Origin of the sequence: Ralstonia sp. ASV6 (genome assembly GCF_016429285.1) — a bacterium.
Taxonomy (GTDB): Bacteria; Pseudomonadota; Gammaproteobacteria; order Burkholderiales; family Burkholderiaceae; genus Ralstonia; species Ralstonia flaminis.
This window is the reverse complement of sequence record NZ_JAELUI010000128.1, coordinates 1-15555: the sequence shown is the minus strand read 5'-3', so window position 1 is coordinate 15555 and position 15555 is coordinate 1. Positions and strand designations below refer to the sequence as shown.

The 15555-nt window shown below is 64.0% G+C and carries 18 protein-coding genes and 1 pseudogene; 8 read left to right on the top strand and 11 right to left on the bottom strand.

Annotated elements, in window-relative coordinates:
- Positions 1-129: 129 nt before the first annotated feature.
- Positions 130-495 (top strand): annotated as a pseudogene (locus tag JHD73_RS21385) (sigma-70 family RNA polymerase sigma factor); the annotation flags it as partial.
- Between the two features lie 135 nt (positions 496-630).
- Here JHD73_RS21385 and JHD73_RS21380 read toward each other — a convergent pair.
- Positions 631-1728, bottom strand: coding sequence for an MBL fold metallo-hydrolase (locus tag JHD73_RS21380; RefSeq protein WP_199032208.1), 1098 nt, complete (start codon positions 1726-1728; stop codon positions 631-633).
- A 387-nt stretch (positions 1729-2115) separates the two neighbouring features.
- On the opposite strand from JHD73_RS21380, the gene JHD73_RS21375 reads away from it, so the two are divergent.
- The 3 genes from JHD73_RS21375 to JHD73_RS21365 all read left to right on the top strand — a co-directional run bounded on the left by JHD73_RS21375 (position 2116) and on the right by JHD73_RS21365 (position 5059).
- Positions 2116-2778: a hypothetical protein gene (locus JHD73_RS21375; protein WP_199032207.1), complete on the top strand. Its 663-nt coding sequence runs from the start codon at positions 2116-2118 to the stop codon at positions 2776-2778.
- 147 nt (positions 2779-2925) lie between these two features.
- Positions 2926-4338: a nucleobase:cation symporter-2 family protein gene (locus tag JHD73_RS21370; RefSeq protein ID WP_199032206.1), complete on the top strand. Its 1413-nt coding sequence runs from the start codon at positions 2926-2928 to the stop codon at positions 4336-4338.
- A gap of 190 nt (positions 4339-4528) precedes the next feature.
- Positions 4529-5059: a hypothetical protein gene (locus JHD73_RS21365; RefSeq protein ID WP_199032205.1), complete on the top strand. Its 531-nt coding sequence runs from the start codon at positions 4529-4531 to the stop codon at positions 5057-5059.
- A gap of 9 nt (positions 5060-5068) precedes the next feature.
- Here the strand turns inward: JHD73_RS21365 and JHD73_RS21360 are convergent, their stop codons facing one another.
- Positions 5069-5650, bottom strand: a complete 582-nt coding sequence (locus JHD73_RS21360) for an XRE family transcriptional regulator (RefSeq protein ID WP_199032204.1) — start codon at positions 5648-5650, stop codon at positions 5069-5071.
- A gap of 211 nt (positions 5651-5861) precedes the next feature.
- Between JHD73_RS21360 and JHD73_RS21355 the strand changes: the two genes are divergently transcribed.
- On the top strand, positions 5862-6752 hold the full coding sequence (locus tag JHD73_RS21355) for an MBL fold metallo-hydrolase (protein WP_199032203.1): 891 nt from the start codon (positions 5862-5864) through the stop codon (positions 6750-6752).
- A 69-nt stretch (positions 6753-6821) separates the two neighbouring features.
- Here the strand turns inward: JHD73_RS21355 and JHD73_RS21350 are convergent, their stop codons facing one another.
- Positions 6822-7481 carry a cysteine hydrolase family protein gene (locus tag JHD73_RS21350; protein ID WP_199032202.1) on the bottom strand — a complete coding sequence of 220 codons (660 nt, stop codon included), beginning with the start codon at positions 7479-7481 and terminating at the stop codon, positions 6822-6824.
- A 147-nt stretch (positions 7482-7628) separates the two neighbouring features.
- Between JHD73_RS21350 and JHD73_RS21345 the strand changes: the two genes are divergently transcribed.
- Positions 7629-8597 carry a GlxA family transcriptional regulator gene (locus JHD73_RS21345; protein WP_306663116.1) on the top strand — a complete coding sequence of 323 codons (969 nt, stop codon included), beginning with the start codon at positions 7629-7631 and terminating at the stop codon, positions 8595-8597.
- Between the two features lie 25 nt (positions 8598-8622).
- On the opposite strand, the gene JHD73_RS21340 is transcribed toward JHD73_RS21345, so the two are convergent.
- On the bottom strand, positions 8623-8805 hold the full coding sequence (locus tag JHD73_RS21340; protein ID WP_199032201.1) for a glycine zipper 2TM domain-containing protein: 183 nt from the start codon (positions 8803-8805) through the stop codon (positions 8623-8625).
- Positions 8806-8876: 71 nt separating this feature from the next.
- Positions 8877-9437: a YggT family protein gene (locus JHD73_RS21335; protein WP_199032200.1), complete on the bottom strand. Its 561-nt coding sequence runs from the start codon at positions 9435-9437 to the stop codon at positions 8877-8879.
- Positions 9438-9627: 190 nt separating this feature from the next.
- On the opposite strand from JHD73_RS21335, the gene JHD73_RS21330 reads away from it, so the two are divergent.
- A complete protein-coding gene (locus JHD73_RS21330; RefSeq protein WP_368735553.1) occupies positions 9628-10212 on the top strand; it encodes a YbhB/YbcL family Raf kinase inhibitor-like protein in 585 nt (194 codons plus the stop codon).
- A 13-nt stretch (positions 10213-10225) separates the two neighbouring features.
- On the opposite strand, the gene JHD73_RS21325 is transcribed toward JHD73_RS21330, so the two are convergent.
- From JHD73_RS21325 to JHD73_RS21300, 6 genes are read right to left on the bottom strand one after another with little or no spacing between them, the layout of a single operon-like run.
- Positions 10226-10654 (bottom strand): VOC family protein, encoded by a 429-nt coding sequence (locus tag JHD73_RS21325; protein ID WP_199032199.1) that lies wholly within the window; start codon positions 10652-10654, stop codon positions 10226-10228.
- Positions 10651-10986, bottom strand: a complete 336-nt coding sequence (locus JHD73_RS21320; protein ID WP_199032198.1) for a DUF971 domain-containing protein — start codon at positions 10984-10986, stop codon at positions 10651-10653. Before JHD73_RS21320 ends, JHD73_RS21325 begins: the two co-directional genes overlap by 4 nt.
- Positions 10973-11932, bottom strand: coding sequence for a HEAT repeat domain-containing protein (locus JHD73_RS21315; RefSeq protein ID WP_199032197.1), 960 nt, complete (start codon positions 11930-11932; stop codon positions 10973-10975). The genes JHD73_RS21320 and JHD73_RS21315 overlap by 14 nt, the downstream gene beginning before the upstream one ends.
- A gap of 7 nt (positions 11933-11939) precedes the next feature.
- Positions 11940-12194: a ferredoxin family protein gene (locus JHD73_RS21310; RefSeq protein WP_048933573.1), complete on the bottom strand. Its 255-nt coding sequence runs from the start codon at positions 12192-12194 to the stop codon at positions 11940-11942.
- Between the two features lie 2 nt (positions 12195-12196).
- On the bottom strand, positions 12197-13921 hold the full coding sequence (locus JHD73_RS21305) for a fumarate reductase/succinate dehydrogenase flavoprotein subunit (protein WP_199032196.1): 1725 nt from the start codon (positions 13919-13921) through the stop codon (positions 12197-12199).
- Positions 13918-14706 (bottom strand): GntR family transcriptional regulator, encoded by a 789-nt coding sequence (locus tag JHD73_RS21300; protein ID WP_199032195.1) that lies wholly within the window; start codon positions 14704-14706, stop codon positions 13918-13920. Before JHD73_RS21300 ends, JHD73_RS21305 begins: the two co-directional genes overlap by 4 nt.
- 170 nt (positions 14707-14876) lie before the next feature.
- On the opposite strand from JHD73_RS21300, the gene JHD73_RS21295 reads away from it, so the two are divergent.
- A partial coding sequence (locus JHD73_RS21295; protein ID WP_199032194.1) for a MarR family winged helix-turn-helix transcriptional regulator occupies positions 14877-15555 on the top strand: 679 nt, incomplete at its 3' end.

Here is a 15555-nt window from a genome sequence, read left to right as displayed (position 1 = left end):
TGTACTCTCGCCGCCGCGGCCGGCGTTCTATCGTCGTCATCGATTCATCGTCTCCACGATTGTCCATCGTGGGGACGATGCTCGTTTGCATCTGCCGATTCAAGATGGGGCGCCAGGACGCTTACGAACATGTCGCTGGCCGACTACCAGAAGCAACTGGTCGACCTACAAGGCAGCCAGCTCCTGTACTACGAAGATTTCGACCGCGAAGACGCCGACGCCTTCATCGAGAACCGCGCCGCAGAGAACGACTCCACGCCGCTGGACCAGTTGCTGGACCACGATCTGCGCGAATCGGTGGTGGCCGCCATCGAAGGCTTGCCCGAGCGTGAGAAGCTGATGATGAGCCTCTACTACGAGCAGGACCTGAACCTGCGTGAGATCGGCGCTGTGATGGGGGTGTCGGAGTCGCGCGTGTGCCAGATCCACAGCCAGGCGATTGCACGCATCCGCGCCCGTCTGCGTGACCGTGCATGGCTGCCGACACCGACCTGATGCCGGCTTAGCGCCGCTAACAAAACCCGCCTGGCGTCGTTACGCCTCCTTGCCGTACTTCTTGCGCTGTCCGCGTCGGCGCGCCTAGCCAGGACCGCTACGCTGGGTTTTGTTAGCGGCTCTCAGTCCCTAGCGTTACCTGCCAGACAATGACTGCGCGGCCAGCGAGTCATCTCGCGGCCGCGCTTTTTCTTTGGGCAATGCGGTGACAAGGCGTTGGGCCGCTGCATCCCATACGCGTGTCTCACCATGCTTGAAGAGGGCGAAGCGTTCTGCGGGAACGTCGGCCACCTTCAATGCAGCGGCCAGATCGGCGATGGGCTGGTCCAGCGGTTCGTCCGTCAGTGCGAACGTGCCCCAATGGATGCCCACCGCCTGCCGCGCGCCGATGTCTTGCATGACCTGCACCGCCTCGGTCGGGTCGATGTGCTGTGCCTTCATGAACCAACGCGGCTCGTAGGCGCCCACGGCAATCGCTGCCACATCAAAGTGGCCGAACCGCGCGCCAATGTCGCGTGTGTCCTGCGAATACCCCAGATCGCCCGAGAACCAGAAACGCAGGCGCGGATGCAGCAATGCCCAACTGCCCCACAGCGTCTGGTTGCGGTCGTACAGGCCGCGTGCGGACCAATGCTGCACGGCGCAGAAGTGCGCGGTGAAGGGGCCGAATTGCGCTTCGTCGTCCCAGTCGAAGGCGCGTACGTTGGGGTTGTCACCGTTGAGGCGCGTGCCCCGTACGTTGCGCGCGAACCAGTGGTCGATGCCCAGCGGCACGAAAAACATCGGCGCGCCGCCGGGCTGGCGCATCAGTGCGCGCACGCTGGCTTTATCCAGATGGTCGTAGTGGTTGTGCGAGATCAGCACCAGGTCGATATGCGGCAATTGCTTGAGCGAGAGGCCCGGCGGTTGGTGCCGGCGCGGGCCGGCAAACGGCAGCGGCGAGGCACGCTCGGAGAACACCGGATCGGTCAGCACGTTCAGCCCGTCTATCTGCAGCAGCAGTGTCTCGTGGCCGATCCAGGTGAGCTGCGGCACGTCGGGCGGCTGGTGCACCGCGGTCAGGTTGGGGGCAATGCAGGAGAGGTCCAGCGTGGGCGGCTTGGGGAGCCCTGACTTGCGGCGCTCGCGTTGCCATTTCCAGAAGTCGCCGCCGGGGTGCGGATGGGGGTAGCGGTTGCGGAAGCCGTCCGGCGTGTGGTGAGGCTTGGCCGGATCATAGTGAGGGTTCTTCATAGCATCGCTGGGGATGGACGAGTCCCGCAGTTGAGGGAACCCGCTTGAATATCAAGGAATATCAAGTTGTGTTGTTTCTTGAACATTGGGTGAGACGCTGCCTAGGCTGAAACCGCCTCGCCGAGGCGCGCTGCACAGCACATTCCGCTATGGAGTCGCGGCAGTCAAACCTTCCTCAAGGACCACAATGGATTCATCTCATCACTTGGCCGGGCAAACCGACGTTACGGACGTGCCCGAAGCGCATAAAAAAAGGGGACCACTCATTATTTGACAGGTTGTCAGGAACCGGCGGCTTGCAGGCAGACCGTTCTGCTGGCAGATGCCCGGTTTGCCACGTTTTCCGCTGAATGCTCGCCTGTTTACCGTAGCGCGCCACCCCGCTTCATGCTGGGCAACGGGGCGCGACAGGTCAGCGGCAGCGCCGCATGGCTGGCGCAAACACCTTCGGGCGCCATCGTCGGCATCAATGGCTATCGGTTGATTGGCGACACCGCTGAGCTGGCCGATCTCTATGCCCACCGCGGCTACACGCACGGGCGCTGGACGCGCGGCAAGGTGCGTGTCGGCGCGCTGACCAAGGACGTTGGCGGCGACGCGGGGGACTACCACTACGCTGTGATCGATCAGGCCGACCTGACATTGCGCCAGCAGACGGTGCGCGGATGCCGTGGCGTGTTCACGACGCCCACCGTGGTTGGTGGATCCGGCCCCGTAGGCTGCGTGAGCGGCACGCTGGATATGGTCTGGCAGGACGGCACACTGCGCCTGCTCGGCAGCCTGGAGGTGCAAGCCAACGGGCAGCGCGCGACGCTGCTGATCCGGCACTACCAGCCCGACATTGGCACCACCTGCCACGGCGGCAGCCCATTCGGAAGCGGCACCTATGATCTCACGCCCGTGGTGGCCGAAAACGGCATGCTGCGATGCGTCATCCTGTACCGCCAGCGGTTCGACTCTGGCGTGACCTACCAGGGCGTGGCGATGTTTGAAGCGCACACGCATTTCAGAACGCAAAATATGTACACAAAAGACGGTGTGAATTGTTGACATAAGCTGAGGCGCGCTCCAAGATGCCGGCAAATGTGCGACATCACGCCGCACAAATGTCGGCAGACGGCGCCTGCGCCCGGTCTGCCCGATGCACACCAGGCACGCCTCCGGCACGTACACGGGGGTGGCCCCAGGAGACAAGACATGCGCCAATCCTCAGGCCTTTCCTCGCCCTCGCCCTCGATCTGCGTCGATCCTGTCAACGAACGCCTGCCGCTGCCGCGTCTGTTCGCGCTCGGCCTGCAGCACCTGCTGGTGATGTATGCCGGCGCGATTGCGGTGCCGCTGATTGTTGGCAATGCGCTCGGCCTGTCGAAGAGCGATCTCTCGTATCTCGTCAATTGCGATCTGTTTGCGGCTGGTGTCGGCACGCTCATCCAGTCGCTCGGCTTCCTGATCTTCGGGATCCGGCTGCCGGTGATGATGGGTGTGACCTTTGCCGCCGTGGCACCGATGATCGCCATCGGCGTGGAGCCCGGAATGGGCCTGCCCGGCATCTTCGGGGCATCCATTGTTTCGGGTGTGTTCGGCATTGCCATTGCACCGCTGATGGGCCGGCTGCTGGGCCTGTTCCCGCGCGTGGTGACGGGCACAGTCATCATGCTGATCGGCTTTTCGCTGCTGAGCGTGGGCATCAACTGGGCCGCCGGTGGCCAGCAGATGATTCCGCAGGTGGTGGACGGCGTGCGCCACATGGTGCCGAACCCAGCCTTTGGCGATCCGTTCGGCCTTGCGATCGCCGCGCTGGTGCTGGTGACGATCCTGCTGCTGACCAAGTTCGGTAACGCGCTGCTGTGCAACATCGCCGTGCTGCTGGGCATCGTGACGGGCACGCTGGTGGCCGCCGCTTTCGGCAAGGTGTCGTTGGCCGATGCGAGCGCCGCGCCGCTGATGACGCTGGTGACGCCGTTCCACTTCGGCATGCCCAAGTTTGAGCTGTCGGCCATCATTTCGATGTGCATCGTGATCGTGATCACGCTGGTGGAGTCGACCGGCATGTTCCTCGCGCTGTCGCACGTGGTGGGCAAGCCTATCTCGCGCAATGAGCTGACCAATGGCCTGCGCGCTGACGGTCTGGCAACCGTAGTGGCCGGCGTGTTCAACACGTTTCCGCATACGTCGTTCTCGCAGAACATCGGGCTGGTGTCGATCACGGGCGTGCGTTCGCGCTATGTGGCGGCGGCGGGTGGTGTGCTGCTGATCGTGCTGGGGTTGTTTCCGAAGCTGTCGTACGTGGTGGCATCGGTGCCGCAGTACGTGCTGGGTGGCGCGGGGCTGGTGATGTTCGGCATGGTGGCTGCGGCCGGTATCCGCATGCTTGGCATGGTGGATTTCCAGAACCAGCGCCACAACCTGCTGATCATCGCTGTGTCGGTGGGCTTTGGCATGGTGCCGACGCTGGCGCCGACCTTCTTCCACCATTTCCCGGAATGGACGCACCCGATCACCCACAGCGGCATCGTCCTGGGGACGCTGGTGGCGGTGGTGCTCAACGCCTGGTTCAACGGCATCCGTGGCTCGCACGAGGTGATGAGCGGAGCCGCTGCAGCGCACTGAGTAGCGCAACCCGCAACCACGCAACACCCCGCTTCAGGCGGGGTGTTTTGCTTTGGCGACACCTATCTGAGTGCCAAGCGTTTGCGTATCGATTTCACCGTGCAAGCTGCGCAGTTTCACGGTTCTGCAAATAAAGCGCCTTAGGTTGTGCCCAATCTTCGGGGGAGGAAGAGAAAAAGCGGGGGGAACCATGCAAGGGCTATCAGCACGATTCGAAAAAACAGACGCGGGGCGCCGTGAAATCGCCACGCGCAACGGGGCGCTCAGCCGCTCAAGCCGCGCGTTGCTCATCATGGTGGACGGTCAGGCTACGGGCGAGGATCTTGCCGTGCGTGCGAACCAACTGGGTCTGCAAGCGCTGGCGGTGCTCGAACTGCTGCAGGCGGGTTTCATTCAGATCGCGGCCGATGTTGCTGGTGAGCCTGCTTTTGTTCCGGTTGCCGAACCGCAGCCCGAGCCGCCCAAGCCCGCCGCGCCCAACCGCAAGCGCTCGCTGGCTGCGGCACGCATGTACCTCATGGACATCGCGGCGCGTACGTTCAGTTCGGCCGAACATCCGATCCGCCTGCGCCTGGTCGAGGCCACCGACCGTGCCTCTGTCGAAGGCGCGTTCGAAGCATTGATGGCGGCGCTGCGCGAAGCCACGTCGGCGTCAATGGTGGAGCAGGTCGAGGTCTCGTTCCGGGGGTTTCTGCCGGTTGAAGAGGGGCTGGCCGGCTGAGTGCGTCGCTTACGCGTGGCGCGATACGACCATGTAGTAACCACACGGCTCTGCGGTCTGGTTGGCGAAGCCATGCTCCACGTTCGCCTCGAAGAAGAGTGAGTCGCCTGGCCCGAGGTACTCCTTGGCGTTCTTGAACTCCACGACCAGGTGGCCGATGGTCACCACGATCTGCTTTTCCGACCCGCCGGGGTAGCCAGGCAACAGCCCGGTTGAGACGCCGGGCGGAAGGTAGTGGTAGAGCAGTTCGACACGTCCACCGCCCGTTGCCGGTGACACGATATGCCGCTCAAAGCCGGTTTCCGGGTCGCGAAAGATGGGGCGTTCGGCTCTGCGCATCAGCACGGCCGCACCTTCCGATGCGCCGCCCCCAACCAGCTCCGTCAATGGGGTCTGCAGGCTGTGGGCGATTCTGGCGGCAATCCCGATCGTCGGGCTTTTTTCTCCGCGTTCCACTTTCGACAGCATCGCCCGGCTCACCCCCGAGCGTTGGGAAAACTGTTCCAGCGTCAGCCCGGCGGCGTCACGCAGCTTGCGTACACGTGCACCAAAGGCGCGCGACGACGCCTCGTCGTCATCCGCCGCGCGCATATCTTCATCCTGTCTTGGCAACACGCCTCCTTGGCGTCGACGACGCAAGCACATCAGAGTCGACATTATCTTCCACCATAGAAGACGGTCTCAAGCGCATGTGCTTGCGATGAGGCGCTGCTTTGCACCATCTTTCTTGGCTCTTCTCTTGCTATATTCTTCTATGGGAGATAAATTTCTCGGGATTGGTGGGGAAAAGGCCGCCGCTGCAATGCTCGCCGCCGCCGTGACGGCCAGCGTTGCCGCATCTCAAACCGGGAGGAGCGACATGGGCAGTATGAAATTGATTGCGCAAGGCCAGCACTACGCCGCCTTTGAATTTGGCGACATTCAGGTGGTCGCGCTGCGCGATGGCTACATCGATATGCCCACGACAAGGCTGCGCCAGACATCCGGCGAGCCGTTCGACACGCTGCCTGCCGGCATTCCCGTGGTGGGCGGTCAGTTGCGGTTGTCCGTCAACGCCTTCCTGATCATCGACAAGGGCACGTCGGTGCTGATCGATACCGGGGCATCCAACGCGTTGGACGACTCGATGGGGGCGCTTCTGCATGGATTGCAGGAAGCCGGCATCGACAGAAACAGCATCACGCAGGTCGCGGTGACTCACACGCATGAAGACCACGTGCATGGGCTTATCGCACCTGATGGCTCGGTGGCCTTTCCTGGGGCTGGGCGCATCTTGATCCCGAAAGAAGAGGTGTCGGAAATCACCGGACGGTTGGCGCAACTACGCGATCGTGTGACGCCGGTTGATGACAGGTTCATCGTCAGCGACCGGATCACCGCAGTGCGGGCGGCGGGGCATTCGCCGGGGCACACGGCCTATGAAGTCAGCAGCAGCGCCGGGCACCTCCTGGTGTGGGGCGACATTGTTCACGTGCCGTCGATTCAATTCGGACGCCCAGAACTGACATGGGAGTTTGACGACAACCAGCCCAAGGCGCGTGCAGTCCGCAGGGAGGTCTTGGAGCGGACAGCGCACCCCAACTATTACGTCGCAGGCGCGCATCTGGACTTTCCGGGCATCGGGCAGGTGGTCAAACGCGGCAACGATTTCACGTTCCAAGCGGTTGAATATCGGGCGACGTCGCGCGACTAAGACGTCGTGCACACCAGGGCAGCGGGCGGTATTGCCCGCTGCCAAACCTGCTGGTGCATTCGGGGTGCGTCAGGCTGCTTGCTGCGTCACCTCATCCTTCAGCAGACCACGCGCCCGCTGATTGGACTTGTAGATGTTGTCGCGCACCGGCACCGCACCGGTCTTCACGCTGTGCACCCAGTCCTGGGTCGACATCACCGCCGCAAAGCGCGACTGCAGGACCACGCTGAACACGCGGTGGATCTCTTCTGCGCTCGCAAAGCCGGCCTGGTTTTGATACGGCACAGTGCCCGAGGCATCGTGCAGAAACTCGACGGCCGTACCGTTGTGCAGCGCGTGATTGATGGTGGAGGCATCGCAGTTGTGCGTCATGTAGCCGACCACGGTCAGCGTGTCGATGCCGTTGGTTTGCAGCCATTGCGCCAGATCGGTTTCCGGGTATGCACTCGGCAGCGTCTTGCGCACGTAGTGGTCGTGCGGGCGCGCGGCCACGACCGGGTGCAACTGCCAGCCGTCGGTGTCGATGGCAAACAGCGGTGAGCTGGCGGGCGAGGTCTGCTGCACAACGATTACTGGAATGCCTGCCTCACGCGCCGTATCCATGGCAACGCCGACATTGGCGACGGTCTGCTGCGGGTTCGGATACTCGATCGGCAGGTCGCCGGTGAAGTATTCGTTCTGCACATCGATGACGATAAGGGCGCGCTTCGGGGTGGCGTTTGCAGTCATGGCGGACTCCTCGGAGTGGATTGCGGGATTTGCTGTCAGGGGCGTTGTGTTGTGCCCGTGGACAGCATCTTCGTGCATGGCTATCCTTCCGGACAGTGGCCCGGAAGAAATTCATCGATGAAATTGGGCCAAATGTGCGGAGCCATCATGCAACCCCGGGAAATCGCCGTTCTCGCCTTCAACGACATCAGCCCGTTCCACCTCTCGGTGCCGTGCCTGGTGTTTGAAGACCGCATCTGGGCGGGGTTGCCTGCCTACAACCTGCGGATCTGCGCGGGTGAGCCCACCCGCAAAGGCGGCCTGCGGACCACCGCCGGGTTTGCCGTACAGACCGATCTGACGCTGGAGGACGCCGCCTGCGCCGATGTGCTGATCGTGCCGTCATGGCGCGACACGCAAGAGCGCCCGCCCACACCCATGGTGAATGCCGTGCGCGCTGCATATGAGCGGGGTGCCACGGTGGTCGGCCTGTGCCTGGGGGCGTTCGTGCTGGCGGAGGCCGGTGTGCTCGACGGCCGCGAGGCGACCACGCACTGGAGCGCGGTCGAGGCATTCTCGCAGCGCTATCCGCGCGTGCAGCTCGTGCCCGATGTGCTGTATCTGGATGCCGATGACGGCCGGCTGGTGACATCCGCCGGTACGGCTGCGGGGCTGGATTGCTGCCTGCACCTCGTGCGCCGCTGGCATGGCGCAGAGGTGGCCAACCGCATTGCGCGTCGGCTGGTGGTGGCGCCTCACCGGCAGGGTGGGCAGGCGCAATACATTGAGCAACCGCTGCACGATGCCCCGGGCGGCGATCGCTTATCGGACCTGCTGAACTGGGCCGTTGCCAACCTGGCTGAGCCACACACGCTGGATTCGCTGGCAGAACGCGCTGCCATGAGCCGACGCAATTTCACGCGGCGCTTTCGCGAGTTGACCGGCGCGACGGTCGGCCAATGGTTGCTCGGCCAGCGTCTGGCCTACGCACAGCGCATGCTGGAGACCACGCGCCAGCCGGTGGAGGCGATCGCGCAACTGGCAGGCTTCGGCAGCGCGGTGTCGCTGCGCCAGCATTTCAGCCGGGCGTATCACACCTCGCCCAGCGCGTATCGCGCGCTGTTCGCGCAAACCTGAAGAAGGGAGGGATGGGCCGGACTGGCTACTTGCTCAGCTCGTGGCCGATCACACCGCCGGCCACTGCGCCGCCGATCGTGCCGGCCGGGCTGTGCGTCAGCTCATGGCCTGCCACGCCGCCCGCCACTGCACCGCCCACGGTACATGCCGCCAATGCCGGGACTAGTGCCGCGATCACGCAAACCAGTACCGTTTTCCATGTATTCATGTGTGCTCTCCTGAAAGTGCCGGCGCAGTGTGAGCGCCGGCACTTTCAGTCGAGCAAGGCGCATGCCCCGCTCACATGAGCAGTGGCGAGAGCGACAGATGCGACAGCGCGATCACCAGCACCTGCGCAATCACCAGCAGGATCAGCGGAGAGAGATCCAGCCGCCCGCCCAGCGGCGGCACCACGCGGCGGATCGGGCGCAACAGCGGATCAACCAGCGTGTTGAGCACCGCGCCCATGGGCGACGCCGGGCCCATCCACGACAGGATGGCCGACGCAATGGTCACCCACACCAGCACGTTGAATGCCCACTTGAGCACCGTGAACAGCGCTGCCACAAAGCCCCACGGCAGGAGCGCCAATGGGCTCACACCCATGGAGGCCAACAGCAGGAACAGATACACGAGCGCCGTGGCATACGCCGCCACCAGCGATGACCAGTCGATGTAGCCCGTGGCCGGAATCACCCGGCGCAGCGGATGCACCAGCCAGCCCGTGAGTTGAAAGATGGCCTGCGACAGCGGATTGCGCGGTGACAGCCGCACCGCCTGCGTCCACGCGCGTAAGAGCAGCGCGGCGCCAAAGAGCGAGAAGATCGTGTCGAGCAGAAAACGCGTGATGTCGCCGAACATGCGTCCGGGTCTCCTATGGTCAGGTGAGGCCAAAACAGCGGGGCGAAGGTGCGTCGCCCGGGGCGCGGTATTGTCGCACGGGACCCTGACGGCAAGCTGCGTGTGGTGATGTGTCTCGCGCGGCGGGCATGGTCATGGGCCTTGGCGTATCGTGGTGGCGCATTCCACCCAGGACCCAAGGAGACCCACCGTGAAACCACGATTGCTCCGCACGTCGCGCAATGCCGTGCTGTTGTTGGCATCTCTGTCAGCCGTGCTGCCCGCGCAGGCGCAAACAGGGGCACAGGCCGGCATCTTCACCATCCAATCCCCTGCGTTTGCCGACAACGGCGTGATGGACCGCAAGTACGCCGGCAAGAACCCCGCCAACCCGAACTGCACGGGCGATAACGTCTCGCCGCCGCTGGCCTGGTCCGACGTGCCGGCTGGCGCCACCAGCCTGGTGCTGATCGTGAGCGACCCGCAGGGTGGTGGCGGCCTGGGCGTGAACCACTGGATGGCCTACGGTATTCCCGCCACGCAGACCGGATTGCCTGAAGGCTCCGGCACGGGCGATGCCCTGCGCATGGGCCAGAACCCCATCGGCAAGCAAGCCTATCTTGGGCCGTGTCCGCCCAAAGGCACCGGCATGCATCACTACGTCTTCCTGCTGATCGCTACCGATCTTGCGCCGGATGCACTGCCGGCAGGTCTGACCCGTGCGGAGTTGGACGCGGCGCTCAAAGGACATGCCAAAGGGGCCGCCGCGTGGATCGGCCGCTTTGGCAATTTCTGAGTCTGAGATCTTGCTAGGCGTGTCGCTTGGGGTTCCACGCCTTGTGCACGAACTCAAGACGGTTGCCATCAAAGTCGGCAACGTTGGCGGCGTAATAGCCGGGGGCAAAATAGGTGCGGTCTGCCGGCTTTCCTTCGTCAATGCCGCCGGCCTTGATAGCGGCTGCGTAAGCGGCGTCGACCTGTTCATTGGTATCGCAGACGATCCCGAGGTACAGCCCGGTTTCCCCGGGCGTGCGTTGACGCAGCCAGATGCTGGATCCGACACCCGTGCCCTTGCCGTACATGTCATCGCCGAGGCCGTACAGATCAGGAACGCCTTCAGGGCCTGATGCGGCGCTGTAGTTGCCGAACAGGCTCCAGCCGAGCGGCTTCAAGGCCTCGGCGTAGAAGGCCAGGGATCTCTTGATATCGGTGACGGAGATGTAGACGTGGTCGATCATTTGGCTGCCCGCGACGTGGATTGGGTTTGCGTATGCAGCACTATATTTGACGAAAGCGAATCCAACGACGCGAGATACGCCCAAGGGAAGATGCCGCGCGCGTGCCCATCACTGAAAATGAGTTGCACGCCATAGCCAGCGGGCTCCATGGTGGTGATGCGTACGTTGTCTGGCGTGCTGATCGACAAGCCATGGTGGCGCTTGAACTGGCACTCCGCGCAGCGGCATGCGCGGCGCAACGCAGCGTGGTCGATCGAGCATGTTGCATCAGCCCATACCAGATGTAGCTGGCCCTGAGCGATGTCGTTGTCGATGCGCTCAGGCGCGTGCACGATGCGCTCCAAGCTGGGCCAATGCAATTCGCACGGCTTTGACAACTTCGGGGTCGCCGTCGGACTCAGCAGTGTGCAGCGCGGGCAGGGCGGCGGTGTCGCCAATTTCCCCCAGTGCCAGCGCAGCCTCTTTGCGCAGATTGCTGATCGGGTGGTTGAGCAAGGCGGTAAGGGCATCGATGGTGTGTACCGCGTGCCAGCGGCCGAGCGCACGGGCGGCCTGCAGGCGGACTTGCCAGTAGTCATCGCCCAGCGCTTCCGCCAAGGCGTGGGTGACATGGGCTTCAGGCGCCAGCGCGCGCAGCTTGCCGAGCGTGGCGGCGGCTTCTTCACGCACACGCCACATCGGGTCGCGCAGCGCGTCCAGCAGCGCGGGCAAGACGAATGCGTCGGTTGCCAGCCCGAGCGCACCGGCTGCCGCACGGCGCACGTCCGCATCGGCATCGCTGCGCGCGCGTTCTGCCAATGCGGGCAGGGCTGCCACCTGCTTGCGCCAGCCAAGTACGGTAACGGCTTCGCGGCGCACGGCGGCATCTGTATCTTGCAGCGCGGCCAGCGCCGGGGCTTCTGCCTCGGCCACGCGTAGCTCCCGCAGGGCGCGCAGTGCAGCGGCGCGCACGAAGGCGCTGGCGTGTGCAACGTAAGGCAGCAGCGCGGGCGCGGAGTCCGGCTGCTTCAACTCGGCCAGCCCCAGCGCGGCCGCTTCGCGTACCGTTGCATCGGCGTCTTCCAGCGCACGTGCCAGCGCAGCCACGGTGTCCGGTTGTTCCCACGTTGCCAGCATGCGCGCGGCTTCGCGCCGCACATCGGGAGATGGGTCATCCGCCAGCAGGGCAATCACTTCGGGCAGTGCATCGGCGTCTTCTTCATCGGCAAGCTGCAATAACGCGACGCGGCGCGTGGCGGCATCGGCGTCGCGCAGGCGAGCCAGGATCGTTGTCGTCATCGCCACCTCAACGCAGCAGATAGGGAATGTCGACCTTCACCGCGCCGGTCGGGCAGTCCTGCTCGCAGGGCATGCAGTACCAGCATTCGTCAAACTGCATGAACGCCTTGCCCTTGGTGAGATCGATGGCGAGCAGGTCAAGCGGGCAGACGTCAACGCACACCGTGCAGCCCTTGTCGGCAATGCACTTGGCTTCGTCAATGGTGACGGGTGCGCTGCTGCGCGAGGCGATGTCGTGCGGGGTATGGGTGGTGTGGGGCATGATCAGGCGGCTTGGGGAATGCGCAGGTGTGCGTACGAATCAGGACTGTGCACATCAACGGGAATGACATAAGGCTCAACAGCCTGCTTGCGACTGGTCATGGCGCTATGCGCATCTTTGTAGAGGCGCGTGTGGCAGAACCAGTTGGCGTCGTCGCGCTCGGGGTAATCCACACGGTGGTGGTACAGGCCCCAGCGGCTTTCCGTGCGGAAGAGTGATGCACGCGCGGCCATCTCTGCGCAGTCGCGAATGAAGCTGACCTCCATCGCGCGCATCAGCTCGTGCGGGTTGCGTGCGTGCAGGTGCGTGATGTCTTCGGCAATCTCATCAAAGCGGCGCAGGCCGATTTCCATCTTGCGTGTGACCTTGGGTGGCTGCAGGTAGTCGTTCACCATGCGGCGCAGCTTGTATTCCACCTGCGCCGGGGCGAGGCCGTGTTCGCGTTGCAGCGGTGCAAAGATGCGCGCGCGCTCGCGGGCGATCTGCTCATCGTCGACACGCACGTCGCTTTGCCGGCCAGCGATGTAGTCCGCTGCGTTCTGCCCGGCAAACCAGCCGTAGGTGAATGCGCCCAGCATGTAGTTGTGCGGCACGGCGGCCATGTCGCCAGCGGCGTACAGGCCGGGCACGGTGGTCTCAGCACGTGCGTTGACGTAGACGCCCGATGCGCTGTGCCCGCTGCAGAAGCCAATCTCGGAGATGTGCATCTCCACCATCTGCGTGCGGTAATCGGTGCCGCGCCCGGCGTGGAAGCGGCCGCGGCTTGGGCGCTCGTTGGTGTGCAGGATGGTCTCGATGGTCTGGATGGTTTCTTCGGCCAGGTGGTCGAGCTTGAGGAAGACCGGACCCTTGCCGCCCTGCAGCTCCTGGTAGAACTCCCACATCATCTGGCCGCTCCAGTAATCGCACTGGATGAAGCGCTCGCCGCGTGCGTTGGCGGTGAAGCCGCCCAGCGGGCCGGTCACGTAGGCGCAAGCAGGGCCGTTGTAGTCCTTGATGAGCGGGTTGATCTGGAAGCATTCCAGGTTGGCGAGCTCCGCACCGGCGTGGTACGCCATCGCATAGCCATCGCCCGCGTTGGTGGGGTTCTCATACGTGCCCATCAGGTAGCCCGATGCGGGCAAGCCGAGCCGCCCGGCGGCGCCGCAACTCAGCACCACGGCCTTGGCGCGGATGACCAGAAAATCTGCCGTGCGGCAATCAAAGCCGAGTACGCCACACGCCGCGCCGTCTACATCCGTCAGCACGCGCGTCACGACGATACGGTTGGTGATCTCCACCCGCGCGCGCTTGAGCTGCCGATACAGCACCTTCTTGATGTCGTGCCCCTCCGGCATGGGCAGCACATAGCTGCCCATGTGGTGCACCTTCTTCACGGCGTAGTCGCCCGTCTCGTCCTTCTCGAACTTCACGCCCCAGCGGTCGAGCTGCTCGATGGTGGCAAAGCTGTGCTGTGCATAGGCGTACACGGCGGATTGATCGACGATGCCGTCATTGGCCAGCGTGATCTCGCGCGTGTACTGCTCGGGTGTGGCGTGACCAGGAATGACCGCGTTGTTCAGCCCGTCCATGCCCATTGAGATGGCGCCGCTGCGCTTGACGTGCGCCTTGTCGATCAGCAGCACGCGCAGCGCGGGGTTGCGCTCTTTTGCCTTGATGGCGGCCATGGGGCCGGCGGTGCCGCCGCCCACGATGACGAGGTCGTACTCCAGTTCCAGCGTGTTCATAGGGTGCCTTGCAGAGGGAAGATGGATTGCGCCGATGCGGCCACGTGCCGGTCCAGCCGCAGCCGGTACTGGAAGGTGTCACCGCGAAAATAGAGGCGCTCAAAGTCGATGGGTTTGCCATGTGCGTCGTGCGTCAGCCGCTCCACGCGCAGGATGGGCGCGCCTGCACCCACGTCGAGTGCCGCTGCCGTGGCGTGGTCCGCCAGCGCCGCATCAATGGCCAGCGTGGCGTGGCCGAGCGGTACGCCTGCGTCTTGCTCCAGCACGAGAAACACATCGCGCGTTGCCAGATCTGCGCGGGCCACAACGCGCCCGAGGGCTTCCGGCAGCCACGTCACTTCCAGTGATACCGCTGCGCGATCCAGCAACCGCACGCGATGCAATCCGGTGACGGGCGTGCCGGGTGCAAGCTGCAGCGCCTGTGCCACATCCATCGGTGCGGGCACGGTTTCCAAGCGGAGCACACGGTTATGGATGCTGTGTCCTTGTGCAGACATGGCTTCCGCAAAGCCCTGCAGCGCCGTCACGTTCTGGAAGGCCTTGGGCGCGCTGACAAAGGTGCCTTTGCCGTGGCGGCGGAAGATCAGCCCTTCGTTCTGCAGATCAGCCAGTGCCTGGCGCACGGTGATGCGGCTGGCGCCAAACTGCTCGCACAGGGCGGCTTCGGATGGCAGCAGCGTATCGGGCGCGGCTCGCCCGCTGAGGATGGCCTCGCGCAGCGTGCCCTTGATCCGCTCATAGAGCGGCGGCGCGTGCAGGCGGGGGGAGGGTGGGGACGTCGTCATCTGGGGGCGAACTCGTCATAACAAGTGCGCCCAGTCTAAAAAGCCTCCGTTGGCGGGGGAACGAAGCTTTTTCGATATGGTTCTGCGGTTTTGGTTGGATGTGGCGCTCGCTTGAAAAGGTTGCATATCGCAACTATATTGGTTGTGTTGTGCAACCAGTTGAGGCTGCCATGGATTTCATTGAAGCTCCCGCTCAACCGCGCGAACAGACCATCCGAGAGCTGCGAGAGGTCTCACGCAAGCTCGTGCGCGAACTCGGCTTCATGCGCAATACGTTGGCCGAGAGCGATCTCGCCCCCTCTGCGGTGCACGCCATTCTTGAGATCGCCGGCACCCCCGGCATCCAGGCCCGTGATCTGGCCGCGCTTTTGCGGCTGGACAAGTCGAGCACCAGTCGACAGATCACCCGGCTGGAATCCGCCGGGTTGGTGGAACGGCGCGCCTCCAATGAAGACGGCCGATCTTCCGAGCTATACCTGACGAAGGCTGGCCAGCAACTGCGACGCAATATCGACGCGTTTGCCTCCGGCCAGGTCTCGAATGCGCTGCGTCACCTGACGCCGGTGGATCAGCAAAGGCTGGTGGCATTGTTGTCGCAGTACGTCAGTGCGCTGGCGGATGACAACGATCACAAGCCGTCGCAAGGCGGCGCCGGAAGTGGCACCGAAAGCGGCGTCCAGATCGTCCAGGGCTACGTGCCTGGCTGCATTGGCGACATCGCAGGCCTGCACGGCCGGTTCTACGCGCAGCATTGGGGGTTTGGCGTGTTTTTCGAGCGCCGTGTGGCAACGGAGCTGGCCACGTTTGCGGCCGCGCTGCCTGATGACGACAAGGCGCTGTGGCTATGCG